The sequence below is a fragment of the Paenibacillus sp. JNUCC-31 genome (genome assembly GCF_014844075.1).
GTDB lineage: Bacteria > Bacillota > Bacilli > Paenibacillales > Paenibacillaceae > Paenibacillus.
Genome location: NZ_CP062165.1, coordinates 6538005 through 6558951 on the forward strand (window position 1 = coordinate 6538005; position 20947 = coordinate 6558951).

The window sequence follows — 20947 nt, forward strand, 5'->3', positions numbered from 1 at the left end:
GTTGTAGCTGATGCAATATAATAAAATAAGAAGTTTTATCGTTTTTAATTTCTATTTATATTCTTATTTTATCATCTAGAATTAAACCTAGAAAGATAATGGAGGTATTTCTCATGATTGATAAAATAATGGCTTCACCCAACCGTGCTTTAATTACGCTGCTATCCGCACTAATGTTAGCAATCATTCATCAGTATTTGTTCTATGGCAAGGAGCCTGGTGTTTCTTATCCCATCTTTGTTATCCTCTTTTATGGCTTTATGTTCTTGTTTGCCAGAGACCGCATACGGCCATTGACCATGATTAATGCTTTTGTGGCTGGGGTGGTGCTGATGCTGGCGCTGACGTTTCTGTTATACGACAATAAACCGCTGCGAATACTTAATTTCCTGGTCGTACCAGGGCTTATTATCTTACATATGACTTATCTAGTCGGCAGAAAGCAGAGACAATGGTGGAATATTGGATTGATTGGTACCGCATTGGACCATATGCTACCACAATCCATCCGCCATTGGGGAACTGTTGCAAGTATTGTGGTGAAAACAGGAGGGCGGGGATTAGGCAAAACAAAGAAAACGGTTGCTTTCAAAGTATTCATTGGCCTTATAGCATCCGTTCCGATCCTCATCGTGGTCGTAGCACTGCTCTCCTCTGCAGATGGGATTTTTAATCAGTATTTATCTGGTTTTCCGGAATGGTTAAATCAACTGACACTGACACCAGGGTTGCCGAGAGTGATCTGGATTCTCATTGCGGGCGTTTTATTGTTCAGTTACGTATGGGGATTCGTGCAGCCGCTGCAATATGAAGCGGAGAAAAGAGAGAATGCACATTGGAAAAATGGAGCAGCATCCGCGGTTATTCCGCGGGATCATACGCTTGAAGCCCCTCCTGTGAACCCTATTGTCGAGGGTAAAGTTACGAATCAGATCACGGCCGAGGTACCACCCTACACGCAGGCTCATCGGAAACCATTCAAATTGGACCCGATCATAGTGGGTACGATGCTGCTGGTCATTAACTGTGTGTATGTTCTGTTTGTGCTTGTGCAATTTTCTTATCTTTTTGGAGCGGGTGAGGGGCATCTTCCGTCAGACTTGTCTTATGCGGAGTATGCAAGAAGTGGATTTGTGGAGCTGATCCTGGTAACAGGCATTAATTTTTTCATCCTGATCATCGCTCTTCAGTTCACGCGTTCAAGCGGCAAAATAGGTTCTATTGTGCATCAGGTGCTTCTCTTTGTCCTGGTGGGTTGTTCCGCAATCATGCTGTACTCGGCGTTTATACGTCTCAACCTTTATGAACAGGCTTACGGATATACCTACATTCGATTTCTCGTACATGCATTTATGATTTTTCTGGCTTTGCTGCTGCTTATTGCCGCTCTTCGAATCCGTTATACATCCATACCGTTGATCCGCTGGTATATTGTACTGTCCCTTACAGCCTATGTGACAGTCAACTATGTGGGTATGGATAAGCGGATTGCGGAGCTCAATATTGCACGATATCATCAGACAGGCATTATTGATGCATCCTACTTGGCAAGTTTATCTGCAGATGCCGTTCCTCTACTACGAGAGTTTGCCCAGAGGGAGTACCCGAATCTGAAAAGGGAAATGTTGGATCGTCAAGCCAACTTCGACTTGGGTGAAGCAGAGAGTTCATGGACTTCTTTTAATACGGCAAGACATAGAGCTAAGCTAGAATTGTCCAAATGGAGAATGGAATGAATTCATCTACCTGTTTTCCAGCAATGAATTTATGCAAAATCAATATGTAAGTGTTATAATATAAAAACTAACCTATAAAGGGGGTGAATCCCTTGTTTGAACTTCATGAATTGATACCTTATATATTTTCAATTGGACTCATTTTCACCGTCAGTTATGCTTATATTGCCCATCTGCATTGTGGCATGACAGAGTACTGGATGGAAGGTGGGGCTGGAGGCGGTCTGGAACCTGGATTACCAGCCTTGTCCTTGGAAAGGCAACACAGACCTGAAGCTTTAAGTCGAATCGTCAGACGAAGAGAATCCCCGGATGAAGATGAACCAGATTGTCAGTCCTCGTTGTATGAATTTTCTACAAATCAACGAGGAGGATATATATGGAACATAAGACAAGCAAGGGGTTCACTTTTACATCTGGCAAGGGACGGATCTATGGCCTGATTGCAATTCTTTTTGCAGTTATGCTACTGGCTGGATGCAGTAACAACGTCTCAGAGATTAATTCATCAACACCAGGGTTCTTTAACCATTATGTTGTATTTCCACTGTCGTATCTCATTCAGCACATCGCAACGATATTTAATGGAAGTTATGGGGTAGCCATTATTGTGATCACCCTCGTTATCCGTCTTGCGTTGTTGCCATTGATGATGCGACAAGCCAAATCTCAGCAAGGTACCCGAGTGATCATGAATGCCATGAAGCCGGAGATGGATGCGCTTAAGAAAAAGTATGAGGGCAAAAACGATCCGGCCGACAAGCAGAAGCTTTCGCAGGAAACGATGGAGCTGTACAAGAAGCACAAGTTCAACCCACTGAATATTGGATGCTTGCCAATGCTAATTCAGTTGCCCATTTTGTCAGGTATCTACACTGCTATCCGGCTTACGCCGGAGCTGTCATCCCACTCCTTTCTGTGGTTCAAATTGGGAGCGCCTGACTATGTGCTTGCAGTGGTGGTAGCCGTAATTTATCTGATTCAAGCCAAAGTTTCGCAAGCCAATATGGCGCCAGAACAGCGAAAACAGTTCGCAATCATGGGATATATCTCTCCTTTGATGATGGCCTTTTTCTCTCTTTCGGCACCGGCAGCGATGCCGCTGTATTGGACGATTGGCGGTTCATTCCTAGTCTTGCAGACGTTATTGTTCCGCAAATTGTATCCGGTTGAACATCCGCAAGAGCCCGTGGCTGTGCAGGTAAAGAACAAAAACATCAAACCTGCGAAGCCCGCTAAGTCCTAAGTTTTCACTCATGAGAATGGTGCAGTAGAATCGTATAAATATAACGTATGTGTTGATATAACTGATGTTCTTCACCATCATGTAGCGCAAAGATGGAGCTGTCTCAAAAGCCCTTGAAAACACCCATCAGTGAAGAGAACTAACACCGATACGTTCAAACGGGACAAAGCAGAGGTTCATCCTGCTTTGTCCCGTTTGCGTTTTTCCGTCATTGCGGCTTTTTTGAGCAGGTTGTGGGCAAGGCAAAGCCACCCGACCTCCAAGCTTACTTTTTGCAAGCCACGAAGCAGGAATCTTCGGAATCCCCGATTGTTTTTCATTTGCCCAAACACACTTTCAGGCTCAATCATGCGCCGAACCGACAGCGTGTATCCTTCCTCGCTACGGAGGCGTTCTCGCATCTCGTTTTTTTGCCGCATGTAGGGCAGGCTGATCGCAATCTCCCGGTCACCTTGGGCCTTGGTACATGTAGCTTTCAAGGGGCACTGGCTACAACCCTCACTTCGATAATGACGTGTCCGAATCGTGTAGCCACTCTCCGTCACCGTCCGGCTTTCATACCGAAAAGGTAACGTTTGTCCCGCCGTACAGGTCCACGTATCTAACGTTTCGTTGTAGCTCCAGTTATCCACTTTACCGATGGCTTGCTGAAAAGCCCTTGTTTTTTCTTTGTGGTATGTCCCATATTTGACGATGGCCTGAATGTTTTTCTCTTCCAAATAGCTGTAATTCTCTTCGCTGCCATACCCGGCATCGGCAATGACGGTCTTCGGTCTTTGGCCAAGCGTTTCTTCCAGATGATCCAGATGGGGTTTCAGACATTTGGTATCCGTAGGTCGCTGGTGTACGCTGTAGCCCAAAACAAACTGATTTTCTGTTCCGATCTGTACATTGTATCCAGGCTTCAGTTGACCGTTTCGCATGTGGTCCTCTTTCATTCGCATGAACGTCGCATCCGGATCAGTTTTGCTGTAGCTGCCCCGCTCACCGGCGGTTTGGATCTGATATTCATATTTTTGCAGCCGGGGTAGCAAGTCCTTCCGCAACTGACGCACGACTTTCTTGAGCGTTTTGTTCTTGTTTTTTTCGCTTAGCTTTTCCTCCAATTGCTTGACGGATTGCTCCAGCTTTTCCGCCGTGAGAGCCGAGGCTTCGCCAAGTTCAGGCAGGTCGGTTCCGGTGTGGAGGGCATCCTCGTCGTTTTCCGCCTCTTCGATGGCTTGAAATAGGGTATGTACTTTTTCTTGTAACTTAGCCTGATGCTTGACGACGGCTTTTTTCCACACAAAGGTGTAACGATTGGCATTCGCTTCCAGCTTGGTTCCGTCCAGAAAATAGTGATCCAACGACACATATTGCTCCTGAACCAGTAGCTCCAGCACATGGGTAAACACGGTTTCCAATACCTCTTTCATCCGCTCCGAACGGAAACGATTAATGGTACGGAAGTCGGGTTTTTGCCGCCCGGTGAGCCACATGAACATGATATTTTCGCGAACCGCCTTGGCGATTTGCCGGGAAGAATAGATGCGCTGGGTGTAGGCGTAGATGATGATTTTGGTGAGCATTTTGGGATGATAGCTGTGGCGTCCACCGCCAGGGTATGCAGCGTTGAAAATGGAGTCGCTCAGGCGGTTAACTGCCTCATTCACGACACGCACGAGGTGATTTTCAGGGATATCTGTCTCCAAATCCATTGGCAAGAAAAGTTGATCCATGGTATATTGAATGTACAAAGAAACCGTCTCCTTTTGTAAGTGGTGGGTCGCACTTCCATTTTACCAAAGAACGGTTTCTTTTTGTTTTACAATTTGAAACAAAGGGGCTGTCCCTAGCCATATGATGACTTATGGGACAGCCCCATCTTTTTGTATGTCCAGGTTATAACCTTCAAATAGCTGGTTCATCAGACAACTGGAAACGGGATACAAAATACCAGATTAGCTCACGGCGGGAGGATACGTCTGTTTTGGCAAAAATGGATTTTAAATGATCCTGTACCGTGTAGGCTGATATATGCATCGCTTCCGCAATTTCTTTGGAAGAATAACTGCGCAGCACGTAACCCAATAGTTCCCGTTCCCGAATGGACAACCCATGACTCTCGGCGAGTATAGGCAGTAAGTCCTGCGGCATAGCCTGTTCAAGCCTGATTGCAATCTGATCCGGACCTGAAAACTGTTGCATGCGGCTGGCATGAATCACAAGGTAACGGCCATCCAGGAGTTGAATGCAAACTTTGGAAGGCGAATGAAGGATAGGTTCTTGCGCAACCATCAGGTCGGAATCTGTACGAATCTGACGCTGTAAATGCGAACTGACTGCCCGGACTGGGCGTGGCAATACATCTGGTCCCACATGCTCCAGTAAACGTAATTGCGATAGCCAATACTGAGCAGGAGCGTTCACGGATAACAGTTCGAAAGCGTCCGATGTGATCATAATACCTGGGTCCGTGGGACTTCCGCTCTTAATCTCGTCCACCAGAGTCAGACTTGTGGATCGTAACATCGATGCAATAGAAGGAGTCCAGGCCTGAATGCTCAGTCGCTCCTCTTCCGTGAATAAGGGTTGTTCCGTCTTGCGATATAGGGTCAGATACCCCCAACAGGCTCCGCCACTGACCAGTACAGCCCGAAGTTCATCACCGAAACCTGCGGGTTGAAGAATGTTATGATATCGAGCGCTGGATACTGGGTTTCCGCTTATTGATGCATGAAGGATCGCTGTATACTCACCGCTGCGGATTAGATCAGCATACTTATGTATGTCTTCTTCCATGTATTCATTAACGAAAAGTCGATCATGGATGGCTTCAATGCCGTCTTCCGTCACGGCACCCGTTGAGAGAAGAGTCTGTGGATCAACCGTTGTGAAGCAATACGCGTCATAGGGAACGATATTCTGAATTTGTTTTAGTACAGCTTCCCGGTAGGTGCGAGATGTCCAGGTTCCTTTTTCGAGAGAAGTAATGACTCGCTGGTTCCGTTCCATACGTGATGTCATAAAGCTATCTCCTCTCCTCATACAGATATCCCATTGTTCTGGGATTGTAGGCTCTGCGTATCCTTTTATAATGAAATTAGACGAACGAAGAGTCAAGTCTAACTTGAATCCATGAGGAGTGTAGTATCGATGGACCACAATCAACCATCTATGAGCTGGGATACGGCGGATGAAAAACGTTACGAACAATCGATAGCCCTGAAAATTCCGGGTTATTCTCATATGCATGATCTGATGGAGCGACTGCTTGCAGTTTCTATCACAGATAACAACCAAGCTAAAATACTAATTGTCGGAGCAGGTGGAGGTAAGGAAATAGCTCTGCTTGGAACCCGCCATACGGGATGGACGTTTACAGGAGTAGATCCTTCCCAGCTGATGCTTCAGTTAGCAGAGAGAAGAGTCCAGGAAGCGGGTATCAACGCCAGAGTGCAACTTAAATCCATGATGCTTGAAGCGTTGCCGGAAGATGAGGTCTACGACGGGGCGAAAAGTATGCTAATGCTGCATTTTATTCAGGGGATCGAGTCCAAAAGACGGTTTCTGTCCAATCTAGCGGCTAGACTCAAGCCTGGGGCGCCACTCATTATTGCAGCAGTGAATGCCGATCTTCATTCGCCTGTATATCCAACCATAATGCAAGCCTGGCAGGATTACATGTTAAGTAATGGGATTCAGCTTGAAGAATGGGAGCAGTTTGCAGCTTCCCTTGGCCGAGAATCGGATCCTATCTCATCTGAACAAATGATTGGGCTGATGAAAGAATGCGGGTTTTCGCACATTACACGTTATTTCGGAGCATTTTGGGTGGAGGGATATTATGCGAAACGAGACTAAAACAGATTCTGTGAAAGACCAGATTTGGGTTGTTGGCGGATATGGTCAGGTGGGGCAAATGATATGTACGCAACTGGGAGGATTGTTTCCTGGCAAGGTATGGGCGGCAGGTACGCGGATGAATCGGGCTGAGGAATTCAGCCGATCTACGGGCGGTATAGTCCAGCCGCTTCAATTGGATGTACGAAAAGCGATTGATCCTATTGTGCTTCAATCGGTCAAGTTGGTGGTCATGTGTGTGGACCAGACGGATACCCGATTTGTCGAGGCTTGTGCGAAAGCAGGGACAGATTATATTGATATTTCAGCCAATTATGACTTTCTGGGTCAGGTCGAACAGCTGCATTCCAAAATGCAGCGTTCCAAAGCAACAGCCATGCTTAGTGTGGGACTGTCGCCTGGTGTGACCAATCTGCTTGTGCGTGAAGCAGGTGCCCATATGGAACAAGTAGACAAAGCGGACATTACCGTTATGCTGGGACTGGGTGAGAAACACGGGAAAGCCGCGGTGGAGTGGACTGTGGATCAGATGAATGCCACCTATCAGGTCATGAAAAAGGGCAAGCCAGTCGAAGTGCAAAGTTTTCACGATGGTAAATGGATTGATTTTGGGGCAGATCTGGGCTGCAGGAAAGCGTATCGGTTTAACTTTTCGGATCAACACGTCGTTGCTCGTACACTTCGTATTCCAACGGTTTCCACTCGGTTATGTCTCGATTCCCGTTGGATGACCAGATCCATGGCCATCTCGAAACGTATTGGGCTGTTCAAACTACTGCATATTCCCTCCCTTCGTAATGGTACGGTCAAGGCTTTTGGGGTTATTCCCGGAGGGGAGCCGAAGTTTGCAGTTAAGGTAGATGCAGTGGGATGGAAAAAGGGCAAACAAGTCCATGTCGAGCAGCTGCTGGTTGGCGAACGTGAAGCGGATGCAACAGCAGCAGTTGCGGCGGCAGTAGCGGAGCGAATGTATCGGACGGAACTGCCGCATGGTGTTTATCACATTGAACAATGCCTTTCCTTGCAGCATATTCAGGAAGCACTACGTTTTCCATTGAAAATAACAACGAAGATTACGTAAATCATATATGTGGTTGGATCATTTTTTTGCTCGGGCTCTCCGATCTGCTATGATGGAACAAATAATCATGGCTTGAACGGAGGGAGATCATGAACTGCATTGCTGTATTGCCTTATTACAAAGTACAAAGAGAAGTGACGGGTCTCGCACAGGAGATACTGCAGAGCGATCGGTCCATGATCCTGTATTCAGACAAGATTGTAACGAAATACCGGGAGTTTAATATTACGGAAGTGTTCGACATGTCCTTTCGGAGAATGGGGAATGAAGGTGGCTTTTTTTATCTGCATACAAGCACCGGAGTGTACCCTTATATGGTTAACATAGATCCAAAGCCTTTCATTCAAAGTTTCAGAACAATGACAACTCAAAAATTAACTTGACCTTGCCGTTACGTGAAGGCTTATCCTCGGATTTGGAAGAACCATAATCAATCCAGAGGAGCCGTGAAACCAATGAGCATATTAATCCAGCAAGCCACCATCTTAACGATGAAAGACACCGATGCCCCCTTCAAGGGGGATATTCGCATTGTAGGCGACCGTATCGCAGAGATCGCTCTCCACATCCAGCCTCAACCGGGTGATGACATTATGGACGGTAAACAAAAAGTGGCCATGCCGGGCCTGATCAATGCTCACCAGCATACACCGATGAGTCTGTTACGAGCATTCTCTGATGATCTGAAGCTCATGGACTGGCTGGACCGCAAGATGCTGCCCGCAGAAGCGCGGATGACCCCGGAAGACATCTACTGGGGAGCCCAATTATCCATCGCCGAGATGATCCGATCAGGGACCACAGCTTACGCGGATATGTACATTCATATGAATGAGATCGCAGAAGCGGTAACGGAAAGTGGTATTCGGGCATCACTGACACGGGGAATGGTGTTCGTAGAGGATGATGGAGGACGCAGAGTACAGGAAGCCGTAGATTTGGTTCAACGATGGTCTGGTAAGGCTGAGGGCCGAATTACGACGATGTATGGACCGCATTCGCCCTATACTTGTCCGGTAGAACCTTTGCAGGAAGTAATTACGATGGCGGTACAGGAGAACGTGCCCATCCACATTCATCTGGCTGAGACAAAAGAAGAGGTCGTGAAGATTCGTGAACGCTATCGCATGACGCCAACCGAGTATTTGGAAGAGGCAGGCATGTTTGAAAAAGCACACGTATTGCTTGCCCATGGCGTACACCTGAATCGCAGGGATATTGGCAGATTGAAAGGCATACGTGGCGGCGTGGCGCACAATCCGGTCAGCAATCTGAAGCTGGGATGCGGAATTGCTCCGATCACCGAGATGATTGCACAGGGAATTAACGTGGGTCTTGGAACCGATGGAGCAGGAAGTGCGACAACCGTCGATATGTTTGAAGAGATCAAGGCTGCGACCTGGCTGCAGAAGCTGGATTATGGCGACCCCACCCGGTTGCCTGCAAAAGCTATTCTTCGGATGGCTACCCGCGGAAGTGCAGAACTCCTAAATATTCAGCACGATGTGGGTGTGCTGGAGGCAGGACGCAAGGCTGACCTGATCTTGATTGATCTGAAGAAACCACATTTGCAGCCTGTTCACGAACTGGAATCATTGCTCGCCTATAGCGTGAATGGTGCGGATGTGGATACCACGATTGTGAATGGTCGTGTGCTGATGAGAGACAGGCAGTTGCTGACCATTGATGAAGAAGAACTTTACCGTGAGGTGAACGTTAGGGCGAAGCGTATTGTTGAAGGGATTTAACGGCAGGGTATGGAGTGGCAAAAACAAATACTAGTAAAACGAAACAAGCTGAGTCCTGTAAGCATTATGGATTCGGCTTGTTTCGTGTAAATATCGTGATTTGGCACCCATACTTACTTGACATGATTCCTTTCAAGTAAGTATGGATGTCTTTTTTGCGTGCAGGCAGACGTGGCTTGCCCAGTTCATTATCAGTTCACATAAATTTGTTAGGATATGAAGCAATAAATAGATAGAAATAGCGCATGACCAGGAGAGGAAGAGACCCAGATGAAAATATTAGAAGTTAAAAATGTGAAGAAATCATACACGTTGTATGGTAAGGAAAAGGTTCCGGTGCTCCACGGTTTGAACCTAAGCTTTGAGACCGGGGAATTTGTCTCCATCCTTGGTGAATCTGGTTGTGGCAAATCGACCCTGATGAATATTATTGGTGGGATGGACTCCGATTATGAAGGGGATGTCCTTGTTCGCGGAAAGAATCTAAGTGCCATGACTGAAAAAGAAATGGATGATTATCGGAAGAATAACATTGGCTTTGTGTTTCAGAATTTCAATCTCATTCCACATTTATCTGTCTTGGAAAATGTTACAATTGCCATGCAAATGACGGATACAAGTGAGAAGGAACGTAATAAACGTGCCATAGATATTCTGACCGAGGTCGGACTGAAGGATCATCTGAACAAACGTCCCAACCAGCTGTCTGGTGGACAGAAGCAAAGGGTTTCCATAGCTCGCGCCTTATCCAATAATCCCGACATTATATTGGCTGATGAACCTACGGGTGCTCTGGATAAGGAAAATGGAGACCAAATCCTGGCATTGCTGGACAGCATAGCACAAAAAGGGATGTTGGTCATTACCGTAACCCACTCCCAGAAAGTGGCCGATTCCGGAACGCGTATTGTAAAAGTAGAAGAGGGACGGATTAAGGATGATATGTATTTAAAAGATCCTTCCTTAACGATCTACCAAGGTGATAAAGATCCTTCCCGAAGCCTGGGCCTGTTGGCGTCCTTCAAAATGGCTCTCAAGAATATGAAACTCAATGCCAAGCGTAATGTATTGGTAGCATTGGGTGGGTCCATAGGGATTTTAAGCGTACTTCTGATGCTCTCTTTAGGCAATGGAATCACGAGTTATATGAATAACGAGATTAATGCAAGTATGGACCCATTACTCGTGGACATCACTAAACCCAGTGAAGAATCCAAAGACATGCGCGGCCCGGAAGCCTTGATGGCAACAGGTCAGACGTTTACGGACGCAGATATTGAAACCATTCGTAATTTCCCGAATGTGGATCATGTGCAGACGATCACCGCTGTGGATGGAAAATCGACTCTGGTTTATGAAGAACAAACGGAGGGACTCACACAGTTAACAACGTTTACGGATGCTTTTGATAAAGAAATGATTACAGCAGGAACTTTACCCGAAATCAATCAAATCTTATTACCGCAGACAACGGCGACTAAACTCAGTGGAAATGACCAACCTGAATCTATGATAGGCAAGTCCATCCATCTATATATTAATGAAATGGATGCTAACCATAAACCGATCATATTAGAAAAAGAAGTTATCATCTCAGGGGTGTATGAAGCAACGGAACAAAGAACTCCAATGCAACAGACCCCAGGATATCTTCCATCACAGACACTTGAGCAAATGTATACGGACAAAGGGATTACCATTGGCCCGATTCAAGTTAATGCCTATGCCACCGATATGAAATATGTGAACGATATTAATACAGCTGCTGTGGATGCAGGTTTCTCTGGCTCCCAAACGGCAAAACTGATGGAGAGTATCACGACTTATGTGAACATGGCTACAATTGTTCTCTCAGGTATTGCAGGAATTTCATTAATCGTATCCGGTATCATGATATTGGTGGTGCTTTACATTAGTGTAGTGGAACGGACCAAGGAAATAGGAATTCTTCGAGCGATCGGGGCAAGAAAGAAAGATATCAAGCGAATATTCTTTTCCGAATCTGCCTTATTAGGTGTGTTCAGTGGTATCATTGCGGTAGTCTTTGCAGTAATCATTAGCTACGTGTTAAATATTTTCTTGGATAACGCTTTTGGAGCAAAACTGATTAATCTATCCGGATATTATATCGTGTTCGGAATCGTTGTAAGTACAGTGATTAGTATCATCGCTGGTTTGATGCCATCATCGAAGGCTGCCAAGCTGGATCCGATGGAATCTTTACGATATGAATAAATACATTTGCGGAAAGGATAGTGGATAAATGAACTCCATTCTTGTGGTTGATGATGATTCCCATATCCGCAAACTAATTCGAATTTATCTCGAAAAAAGTCAATTTTCCGTAGTGGAAGCGGCTGATGGTCAAGAAGCACTGGAACTCTTATCTCATACAAAAATCGATTTAGCGATTGTGGATGTGATGATGCCTCGGATCAATGGTATTGAATTGACGGAAGATATTCGATCTTATATGGATATGCCGATTCTGATGGTGACTGCCAAAGGCGAATCCAAGGATAAAGTCAGAGGATTTAATGCAGGTTCAGACGATTATTTAGTAAAACCTTTTGACCCTGTAGAGTTAATCTTGCGAGTGAAATCGTTATTGAAGAGATACAACAAGATATCATCGAATGTGATTCACATAGGTGGTGTAACGATTGACTTGGGCAATTTGACAGTTGTTGCAGCAGATCGAACGGTTGAATTGAAAAAAAAGGAATGTGAATTGTTATTTGCTCTGGCGAGTTCGTCAGGGCAAATATTAACACGCACACAGCTTATTGAAGATATATGGGGAATGGATTACGAAGGCGATGAGCGCACAGTTGACGTGCATATCAAACGGTTAAGAGAACGATTGGAGTCGATCCCTGAGCTCGTAATTTCGACAGTAAGAGGACTTGGATATCGTCTGGAGCTGGCATGAAAATGGTGAGGAAAAGCCTGCGTCTTCGAATCGTAGCTACATTTATTGGTATTGTTCTTGCCAGTTTGATTCTCTCCTTTATAATTAATATTCGTTCTCAGGAAAAGACTCCGAACCATTCTATTCTCGGCGTTGCTGAAGATATCGCAGCAATCATAAACCTGATCGATGATCCGGAGAAAGTTGAATCAAGCTTTGATATCTTTGCACGATACGGCTTGAACATAACTTCTGTGAATGAACACAGTGAAGTTCTTTCTTCCTTACCAAAGGAAAAAGTTAATTCGTTATTTAAGGCGAGTCCAGCCGATGCGGTTATTTTATCCAACAAAGATGGAACTGCAATTGTGGGTGTTCCCGGAATGAACGATAAGATCGGTGCACTTCTGATCCAAAGTGATTTTTCGTCCATTTTTCATAATCTGAGAAACACGCTCCTCATATCGCTATTTACAGTCTTGGTCATTGGAAGCTTATTAATCCTGTTCATGTCGGGGTACATTGTGAAGCCGATCAAAAGGCTAACGGTTGCAGCCAAGAAAATGGCATCAGGCGATTTATCGGTTCGGTTGAAGCATCATAATCAAGATGAGTTCGGTGAGTTGATGGAGAGTTTTAATCATATGGCCAGCGAGTTGCAAAAAATAGATTCTGTTCGTGATGACTTTGTCAGCAACGTTTCCCATGAAATGCAGTCTCCGCTTACATCGATTAGAGGATTCACGAAAGCGCTGCAAGATGGCGTTATTCCATTAGAAGAGCAGAAAGAACATTTGGATATCATATATGAGGAAACATTACGCCTGTCCAGGCTTAGTGATAATCTACTTCGATTAGCCTCTCTTGATTCGGAGCATCATCCGTTTAATTTCACCACATTCCAGTTAGATGAACAGTTAAGAAGGACTATCGTACTGGCGGAACCACAGTGGGCACTCAAAAATATAAAGATTGAATTGGATTTATTACCTTGCGAAATCACGGTGGATAAAGACCTGTTCGATCAGGTCTGGCAAAATTTAATGAACAATGCGATAAAATATACAGGGCAAGAGGGAACCATTCATGTAGAGATTGAGATGTCTACACCATTTGTGAAGGTATGTATTAGAGATTCAGGACAAGGCATACCGGAGGAAGCCCTTCCTTATATCTTCGATCGATTTTATATGGTAGACAAAGCACGTAGCAGCTCGCTTAAAGGGAATGGATTGGGGCTTTCCATTGTGATTAAAATTTTGAAGCTGCATCATTGTACAATCGATGTGGAGAGTAGCGTTGGAGAAGGCACACAGTTTACCGTAAAGATTCCCAGGTTGGTTACTACAACCTGAGTAAATCAGAGCAGTACTAGCAATATTTAAACAATCGGGTTCCCCGTAATACAGGACTCAGGTTGCTTAAATATTGCTTTTTGATGCGTTGTTTGCATACCGATTTTCATATATTGTTTTGTTTAGTAGCAGATCATTTGATAAGATAGAAGAGACGCAAGGATGAGTCTATTTGGTAGTGAAACTAGAGTTGAACGTTCAACGCGTACTATTCTGTGAACTATTCTCCACGTCTATGTGAATATATGAACATATAAATTAATCGACTGTACGCAGCATCTATTAATATACAAAGAATGGAGCCATCCAATGAAATATCGCAATATGGAAGATTGTATTAACGATCTGGAGCAGCACGGGCATTTGATTCGAGTGAAGGAAGAAGTGGACCCGCATCTGGAGATGGCAGCGTTACATATGAAAGTGCATGAGGCGAAAGGCCCGGCGCTGCTGTTCGAAAATGTGAAAGGTTCGAAGTTCCAGGCTGTTTCGAACCTGTTTGGCACCGTGGAACGAAGCAAATTCATGTTCCGTGGTACGCTTGAAGGCGTACAGCGAGTTATGGCGGTGCGTGGCGATCCCATGAAGGCACTCAAAACACCATTTCAGCATATCAGCACAGGTCTTGCCGCCTGGCAGGCTTTGCCCAAGCAGAAGTCGATCAGTCTGCCCGTAACTGCCCAAGAAATTGAAATATCCGATCTGCCATTGATCAAGCATTGGCCCATGGATGGGGGAGCGTTCGTTACGCTGCCTCAGGTGTATTCGGAAGATCCAGACAAACCAGGAATCATGAATTCCAATCTGGGCATGTACCGGGTACAGTTAAGTGGCAATGATTACGAATTGAACAAGGAAATTGGACTGCACTACCAGATTCATCGCGGGATCGGTATTCATCAGGCCAAGGCAGTCAAAAAGGGAGAACCTCTGAAAGTGAGCATCTTTATTGGCGGTCCACCGGCGCATACGCTCTCTGCGGTCATGCCTTTGCCGGAGGGACTCAGTGAAATGACTTTTGCCGGATTACTTGCCGGACGCCGCTTCCGTTACAGTTATAAGGATGGATATTGCATCAGCAATGACGCCGATTTTGTCATCACGGGGGATATCTACCCCGATGAGACAAAGCCGGAGGGACCGTTCGGAGACCATCTTGGATACTATAGTTTGACGCATCCGTTTCCGTTAATGAAAGTGCATAAAGTATACGCCAAGCCAAACGCGATCTGGCCATTTACTGTGGTGGGTCGTCCTCCGCAAGAGGATACGGCATTTGGGGATCTGATTCACGAAATTACGGGGGATGCCATCAAACAGGAGATTCCGGGGGTAAAAGAAGTCCATGCAGTTGATGCAGCAGGGGTTCATCCACTTCTGTTTGCAATTGGGAGTGAGCGTTATACTCCGTATCAGACCGTAAAACAGCCCACAGAGCTGCTGACGATTGCAAGTCGAATTCTCGGTACCGGCCAGCTCAGCTTGGCGAAATACCTGTTTATTACGGCAGAGGATCAGCAACCGCTGGATACGCATCGGGAAGTGGAATTCCTGACGTACATTCTGGAACGAATGGATCTGCAACGGGACATTCATTTCCATACCAATACAACGATTGATACGCTGGATTACTCCGGAACCGGATTGAATAGCGGCAGTAAGGTTATATTTGCAGCCTATGGAGACAAAATTCGGGAGCTGTGTAGAGACGTGCCGGAGTCACTAAAGAACATTCGAGGCTACACGAATCCACAGCTTGTGATGCCAGGAATTGTTGCCGTTCAGGGAGCGCCATTCACCACTTATGCGGATACAGAGCAAGAAATGAAGACATTCACGGATCTGCTGAGCGAAAAAGGAGATCTGTCCTCATGTCCAATGATCATCTTATGTGATGACAGCTCTTTCCTGAGTGCCAATCTGAGCAACTTCTTGTGGGCAACATTTACTCGCAGTAACCCGTCTCATGATATGTATGGGGTGAACAGCGGTTACAGTTATAAACATTGGGGCTGTGACCGGATCATCATTGATGCCAGAGTCAAGCCGCATCAGGCACCACCGCTTATTCCGGACCCCGCTGTTGAGAAACGTATTGAACGCTTTTTCGCGCAGGGAGCGAGTCTGAGCTCGATCCAAATATAATTGGAATTGTAAAGAGCCCAATGATTATTCTGGGCTTTTTGCCTATATATGTTTATAGTTAGACCTCTTTTCAGCAAAAGAGATCGAAACCGGGATTTTTTTCAAAATGGGAGTGAGGATAAAGTCTTATACGTTCGTATTTCCTTCTGCGATTAAGGTCGTTTGGACTATGGAGAAAAAGTGATTATTTATCGATATAAAGTAGTATAGGGATTTTTGGGACCCGATGTAACGGGTGCTGTTGACTATAAATGATTGTTCAGGGGGAATACCGATTGAGAATCCATATTATGAACCTGCAAGATGGAGACCGGCTGACTGCGGATACATTCAGCGAAGCAGGATTACACGTTCTGGGTCAGGGTACTGTGATCAAAAGTGAAGATATCACCTTGCTGATGCAGCACCGCGTAGATTATGTGGATATTGAACCACGCGAGGAAGAGATCACGGAAGCGGAATTCTTTGCTGCTGCAGCAAAATTTGCATCTGGAGCAAGTACAAGCACCAAGGAAGAACCGCCTGAAGAAGAGATGAAGTCCCAATTTATACAAACTGTACATAATTATCAATCTGCTTTTCTCGAAGCGCTGACGGTAGGCAAGTTCAATGCTACGATGGTGGATGATGCACTTCAACCGATGGTGGAGGGATTGGATGAGCAAAAGGATGTTGTTCATCTTCTGATGATGCTGGAACGAGATGATGTCAACAACTACACGCATTCCATTCAGGTTGGATTGTTGTCATTTTACCTTGCCAACTGGCTTGGTTATTCTCAGAAAGAGAGTTACCAGATTAGTCGCGGCGGCTATCTTCACGATATCGGCAAATGCAGAGTATCCCACCGGATTCGTAACAAGACGGAACCGTTAACAGCTGATGAACAGCTCGAATTGCATCGCCACACCATCTATGGTCATGATATTATCAAAAGTTCCATGACGGATGAAGCTACTGCACTGGTAGCCCTTCAGCATCATGAACTGGAAGATGGCACCGGATATCCGATGCAGCTTAAGAAAGAAGAGATTCATCCATACACACAGATCGTATCTGTTGCTAACATCTACATCGGGATGAGATCCGGCAACCACGGAAGCAGCAATCCGAACCTGATCAACAATCTGCGGGATATCTATGCAATGGGATTCGGCAAATTAAACGAGAAGCCGGTTCAGGCGTTGATGCAGCATCTGCTTCCCAATTTTATTGGTAAACAAGTGCTCCTGAGCAACGGCGAGCGGGGCGTTATTGTCATGAACAATACTTCCGATATTTTCAAACCGTTAATCAAGGTGGAATCGGAACAATATCGTGACCTGTCCAAAGAACGCAGTATTGCCATTAATGAGTTGCTGATTTAAGCTAAAATAGCCAATGAATATTTAAACGGTAAACGGGTCTCCTGTACGATAACAGGGGGCCCGTTTTCTATACATATTGTCATGCCTTGCGTTGTTCTCCAGAGAGACCAGGAGTATACTTTGCAAAGTGCCGGGGATATCGCCGAGTGCATAGCGGATGAAAAGGAGAGATTGTTCTTGATTGAAGTGGTAACCGAGATAACCATATATGCCCCAATCGAGCGTTGTTTTGACTACGCACGGGATATTGATATTCATACAAGGACAGTGTGGAAACATACTCGTGAGCGGGCCATAGCAGGTGTTACAACAGGCCAAATTGGCCAAGGGGATACGGTGACTTTTGAGGCAAGCCATTTTGGAATAAGACAGAAGCTGACTTCCCGGATTGCCGAGTACAATCGACCTTATCTCTTTGTGGATCAGATGGAGAAAGGTGCTTTTAAGAGCATGCGACATGAGCACAGCTTCAGTAAAATGGATGAGCAGATGACTTGCATGAGAGACACGCTGAGATTTGAGGCGCCTTTTGGCGTTCTGGGTTGGGCCGCAGAGCGAATTGTACTCAAGAGGTATATGCAGGCTTTCCTGGAGAGCCGTAACCTAAAGCTTAAGGCTCTGCTTGAACAATAAGAAACGGAGATGGTGTAAGAGAGGAGGGATAATTAGATAGAAAATGAATACTTTGTAGGTTGGGGCACACTCGCCCTCATTAATGCCGGACTTGCTCAGGGAAAAAACAGAAGTGGTCTTAACTGGTTTCTGATTTCCCTGTTATTTGGTCCGTTGGCAACTTTGTTTATCGTGGTGTGGAATAAACTCGATTAAGGGTAAAGGCCCAGAATAGAAGTGCCGCCGCACTAACGCCTGCACCCAACCAGCAAACACCTGTCCAACCTGCCAACGCATACACCTGAGTGGAAGCAATGGAGCCTGTCGCACTGCCTATTGAATAAAAGATCATATAGGCGGCCGTTAAGCGACTCTGCGCTTCAGGGCGAACTTCATAGATCAGGCTCTGGTTCGTGACATGGACGGCCTGTACGGCAAGGTCCAGCATAATCACCCCTGCGACAAGCAGCCATAAGGAGTGGTGAACATAGCCCATGGGTAGCCAGGATATAAGCAATATGATCAGGGCGGCGCCCGTCGTCTTTTGTCCAAACCCCCGATCAGCCAGTCTTCCAGCACGTGCAGCAGCCAATGCGCCAGCAGCTCCCGCGAGACCAAAGGCTCCGATAGCCGTATGTGAGAGGGAAAGCGGCGGAGCGCTTAGTGGTAAAACCATGGACGTCCACAAGGTGCTGAAGGCAGTGAAAATCAACATGGCGAGAACACCGCGTACTCGCAGAATCGGCAGCTCACGGTACAGTTGGAGGACAGAAACGATCAATTGGGTGTAGCTCAGTTTCTCTCGATCAGGTTCACGTTTTGGTAGGACAAAAAATAAGGTGATAATCCCGAATAATGTCAGAGTAGCAGAGAAGAGATAAACCGATCTCCAACCGATCCAATCGTTTAAGGTGCCTGCTATGGTTCGTGCCAGCAATATACCTATGACGATTCCGCTTGTGACCAGACCGACGATGCGCCCTCGTTCTGAAGGTGCAGCCAGGGAGGCGGCAAAGGCAACGAGTGTTTGTGTAATCACGGCGAGCAATCCGATCGCGGCCATTCCCATGAATAACATCCGGCTGGATGATGAGATGCCAACGGTTATCAGGGCGATTACGGATAAAAGCATCTGGATGATGATCAGCTTGCGTCGATTCACCAGATCACCGAGGGGCACGAGTAATAACAACCCGAGAGCGTAACAGACTTGGGTTACGGTGATCACAATCCCAATGGATGAATGAGTGATACTGAACTCCTCAGCCACGGAGTCGAGCAAAGGCTGGGCGTAATAAATATTGGCTACCGCCAGTCCGCTGCACAGCGCAAATAACAGCGCGACAAGACGTGACATGCCCGCATGTCCTTCGCTGTGAGCATGTGCTAGATAAGATGGATTTTGCATGATTGAATCACCTTTCTGTATTCGAGTAGGTAAGTAATAAAAACAGAATGAATATGTTTGATCGTAATATACTGATCGGTACATTATGATGTGGAATAAACATACTTCAAGCTTCGAAATAATGTCAAGTAGTAAACGGATACGTTGTTTTTATGTTTCTAAAAAGTGAAATAAGTTTGACATGGATATGAAAAAAAGTTTAAAATAGTTATATACTGATCGATACATAAAGAGGGTGAGCACGTGGTTAGACAACGGGAATTTGATACGGATAAGGTACTGGATGCAGCGATGCAGATTTTTTGGGATAAAGGATTTGAGGCGACATCTTTAAGTGACTTGACGACAGCCATGGGCATTCAGCGGCCGAGTCTGTATGCAGCCTTTGGGGATAAAAAGGAATTGTTTGAAACAGCGCTCCGTAGATATACGACTCTACATGCAGCTCAGATCAGATCCAGGCTTCAACATACATCTTCTGTAAGAGAAGCCTTCCGTGCATTGTTTGAACATATAGGAGCAGAAGGGGATGTGACACAGCCCCGTCATGGCTGTTTTTGCATTAATACGATGGTTGAACTGGCTCCACATGATCCTAAATTTGCGGTTCTTACCCGAGAGCATCAGATGTATCTGGCGGCTATTTTCCAGGAGACGATTGAACGGGGTCAAGAATCCGGTGAATTACACGTTGATCTTCATGCGAATGCACTCGCAAATTCTCTCGTTGTATCCATGGTTGGACTGACCGTAATGATGAAATCGGAGCCGGATCGTTCGTTTGTGCATCATAGTATCGAAGTTGCGCTATCATTGCTTGGGCATTAAAAGGGTAGTAAAATCAGAAAATACAGGACAAAAAAAGCCCTATAAGGGCTTTTAAAATTATTATAAAATACTTTACCAATGTGTGGGTGATCCACAAATACTTTCTTTAACTTTCTCTTGTCGGAGTATGAGTAGCGACTCTCCATTGACCTTCCTTATAGGTTAAAGTTATTTTTGCAGAGAGCGAACCTTCATTGGAACGATACTTACTGACCTCTATGGTAATGTTATTATCTGACTGTTGCTCCTGCTTTTCAATTTTCAGTAAAATCCCTTTAAGCTTACTTTCAGACTGTTCAGACAGTCCTTCTTCAACCAATTCTTCATAGGTTAGGTTATATATTTTTACATTATATTTGCTTTGAAGGTAATCCTCGATGCTTTTTTTATCAGAATCCTTTATTGGAAGTCCTTTATCGAAATCCAATGAGATATACTCCATGTTTTCATTAAGAGCCTTATCTGTTGAAATTAATTCATCCAACGCCACACGATAAGGTTCACCTAGTTCATTCTGCTGACTTGAGCCAGTAACACCACTTCCGCAACCTGACAGTAAAAAAACAGCTAGAACACTGAGAATAAAATATATTGACTTTACTTTTATGACAATCCCCTCCTTGGTACTTGTTACCTAATCAACATAATAAAAACCATAAATGTTGCA

17 protein-coding genes are annotated in these 20947 nt (G+C 45.4%); 13 read left to right on the top strand and 4 right to left on the bottom strand.

Features of this window, described 5'->3' with window-relative positions; genetic code table 11:
* Positions 1 to 113: 113 nt before the first annotated feature.
* Together JNUCC31_RS28880 and yidC are read left to right on the top strand one after the other, a co-directional pair.
* Positions 114 to 1736, top strand: a complete 1623-nt coding sequence (locus JNUCC31_RS28880; RefSeq protein WP_192266763.1) for a DUF4153 domain-containing protein — start codon at positions 114 to 116, stop codon at positions 1734 to 1736.
* Positions 1737 to 2115: 379 nt separating this feature from the next.
* The gene (yidC, locus tag JNUCC31_RS28885) at positions 2116 to 2982 is read left to right on the top strand and encodes a membrane protein insertase YidC (protein WP_192266764.1); all 867 of its coding nucleotides are present in this window, start codon (positions 2116 to 2118) and stop codon (positions 2980 to 2982) included.
* A gap of 176 nt (positions 2983 to 3158) precedes the next feature.
* Here the strand turns inward: yidC and JNUCC31_RS28890 are convergent, their stop codons facing one another.
* Positions 3159 to 4718 carry an IS1182 family transposase gene (locus JNUCC31_RS28890; protein ID WP_192266765.1) on the bottom strand — a complete coding sequence of 520 codons (1560 nt, stop codon included), beginning with the start codon at positions 4716 to 4718 and terminating at the stop codon, positions 3159 to 3161.
* A 154-nt stretch (positions 4719 to 4872) separates the two neighbouring features.
* Positions 4873 to 5988, bottom strand: coding sequence for a helix-turn-helix transcriptional regulator (locus JNUCC31_RS28895; RefSeq protein ID WP_192266766.1), 1116 nt, complete (start codon positions 5986 to 5988; stop codon positions 4873 to 4875).
* Between the two features lie 129 nt (positions 5989 to 6117).
* On the opposite strand from JNUCC31_RS28895, the gene JNUCC31_RS28900 reads away from it, so the two are divergent.
* From JNUCC31_RS28900 to JNUCC31_RS28945, 10 genes are all read left to right on the top strand, one after another.
* Complete coding sequence (locus tag JNUCC31_RS28900; RefSeq protein WP_192266767.1) at positions 6118 to 6825, top strand: class I SAM-dependent methyltransferase; 708 nt, start codon at positions 6118 to 6120, stop codon at positions 6823 to 6825.
* Positions 6809 to 7906, top strand: coding sequence for a saccharopine dehydrogenase family protein (locus tag JNUCC31_RS28905; RefSeq protein ID WP_192266768.1), 1098 nt, complete (start codon positions 6809 to 6811; stop codon positions 7904 to 7906). Before JNUCC31_RS28900 ends, JNUCC31_RS28905 begins: the two co-directional genes overlap by 17 nt.
* 89 nt (positions 7907 to 7995) lie before the next feature.
* Entirely contained in the window at positions 7996 to 8289 is a 294-nt protein-coding gene (locus tag JNUCC31_RS28910) for a hypothetical protein (protein ID WP_090896901.1), read from the top strand.
* A 72-nt stretch (positions 8290 to 8361) separates the two neighbouring features.
* Positions 8362 to 9654 (top strand): amidohydrolase, encoded by a 1293-nt coding sequence (locus tag JNUCC31_RS28915; RefSeq protein ID WP_192266769.1) that lies wholly within the window; start codon positions 8362 to 8364, stop codon positions 9652 to 9654.
* 270 nt (positions 9655 to 9924) lie between these two features.
* Positions 9925 to 11889, top strand: a complete 1965-nt coding sequence (locus JNUCC31_RS28920) for an ABC transporter ATP-binding protein/permease (protein ID WP_192266770.1) — start codon at positions 9925 to 9927, stop codon at positions 11887 to 11889.
* Between the two features lie 28 nt (positions 11890 to 11917).
* Positions 11918 to 12586 carry a response regulator transcription factor gene (locus tag JNUCC31_RS28925; protein ID WP_192266771.1) on the top strand — a complete coding sequence of 223 codons (669 nt, stop codon included), beginning with the start codon at positions 11918 to 11920 and terminating at the stop codon, positions 12584 to 12586.
* On the top strand, positions 12583 to 13920 hold the full coding sequence (locus JNUCC31_RS28930) for a sensor histidine kinase (protein ID WP_228469294.1): 1338 nt from the start codon (positions 12583 to 12585) through the stop codon (positions 13918 to 13920). Before JNUCC31_RS28925 ends, JNUCC31_RS28930 begins: the two co-directional genes overlap by 4 nt.
* A 309-nt stretch (positions 13921 to 14229) precedes the next feature.
* Positions 14230 to 16065, top strand: coding sequence for a UbiD family decarboxylase (locus JNUCC31_RS28935; protein ID WP_192266773.1), 1836 nt, complete (start codon positions 14230 to 14232; stop codon positions 16063 to 16065).
* A 275-nt stretch (positions 16066 to 16340) separates the two neighbouring features.
* Positions 16341 to 17432, top strand: a complete 1092-nt coding sequence (locus JNUCC31_RS28940) for an HD-GYP domain-containing protein (protein ID WP_192266774.1) — start codon at positions 16341 to 16343, stop codon at positions 17430 to 17432.
* Positions 17433 to 17618: 186 nt separating this feature from the next.
* On the top strand, positions 17619 to 18065 hold the full coding sequence (locus JNUCC31_RS28945) for an SRPBCC family protein (RefSeq protein WP_323374403.1): 447 nt from the start codon (positions 17619 to 17621) through the stop codon (positions 18063 to 18065).
* Between the two features lie 166 nt (positions 18066 to 18231).
* Here the strand turns inward: JNUCC31_RS28945 and JNUCC31_RS28950 are convergent, their stop codons facing one another.
* Complete coding sequence (locus JNUCC31_RS28950; protein WP_192266776.1) at positions 18232 to 19452, bottom strand: MFS transporter; 1221 nt, start codon at positions 19450 to 19452, stop codon at positions 18232 to 18234.
* Between the two features lie 243 nt (positions 19453 to 19695).
* Here JNUCC31_RS28950 and JNUCC31_RS28955 point away from each other — a divergent pair, with 243 nt between their 5' ends.
* The gene (locus JNUCC31_RS28955) at positions 19696 to 20280 is read left to right on the top strand and encodes a TetR/AcrR family transcriptional regulator (RefSeq protein ID WP_192266777.1); all 585 of its coding nucleotides are present in this window, start codon (positions 19696 to 19698) and stop codon (positions 20278 to 20280) included.
* 106 nt (positions 20281 to 20386) lie between these two features.
* On the opposite strand, the gene JNUCC31_RS28960 is transcribed toward JNUCC31_RS28955, so the two are convergent.
* Complete coding sequence (locus JNUCC31_RS28960; RefSeq protein WP_192266778.1) at positions 20387 to 20770, bottom strand: hypothetical protein; 384 nt, start codon at positions 20768 to 20770, stop codon at positions 20387 to 20389.
* Positions 20771 to 20947 lie beyond the last annotated feature (177 nt).

Bases quoted from the DNA above. Each gene is read 5' to 3' on its own strand.
- JNUCC31_RS28880 (WP_192266763.1), top strand. From the start codon at position 114: ATGATTGATAAAATAATGGCTTCACCCAACCGTGCTTTAATTACGCTG.
- yidC (WP_192266764.1), top strand. From the start codon at position 2,116: ATGGAACATAAGACAAGCAAGGGGTTCACTTTTACATCTGGCAAGGGA.
- JNUCC31_RS28895 (WP_192266766.1), bottom strand. From the start codon at position 5,988: ATGACATCACGTATGGAACGGAACCAGCGAGTCATTACTTCTCTCGAA.
- JNUCC31_RS28900 (WP_192266767.1), top strand. From the start codon at position 6,118: ATGGACCACAATCAACCATCTATGAGCTGGGATACGGCGGATGAAAAA.
- JNUCC31_RS28905 (WP_192266768.1), top strand. From the start codon at position 6,809: ATGCGAAACGAGACTAAAACAGATTCTGTGAAAGACCAGATTTGGGTT.
- JNUCC31_RS28910 (WP_090896901.1), top strand. From the start codon at position 7,996: ATGAACTGCATTGCTGTATTGCCTTATTACAAAGTACAAAGAGAAGTG.
- JNUCC31_RS28915 (WP_192266769.1), top strand. From the start codon at position 8,362: ATGAGCATATTAATCCAGCAAGCCACCATCTTAACGATGAAAGACACC.
- JNUCC31_RS28920 (WP_192266770.1), top strand. From the start codon at position 9,925: ATGAAAATATTAGAAGTTAAAAATGTGAAGAAATCATACACGTTGTAT.
- JNUCC31_RS28925 (WP_192266771.1), top strand. From the start codon at position 11,918: ATGAACTCCATTCTTGTGGTTGATGATGATTCCCATATCCGCAAACTA.
- JNUCC31_RS28930 (WP_228469294.1), top strand. From the start codon at position 12,583: ATGAAAATGGTGAGGAAAAGCCTGCGTCTTCGAATCGTAGCTACATTT.
- JNUCC31_RS28935 (WP_192266773.1), top strand. From the start codon at position 14,230: ATGAAATATCGCAATATGGAAGATTGTATTAACGATCTGGAGCAGCAC.
- JNUCC31_RS28950 (WP_192266776.1), bottom strand. From the start codon at position 19,452: ATGCAAAATCCATCTTATCTAGCACATGCTCACAGCGAAGGACATGCG.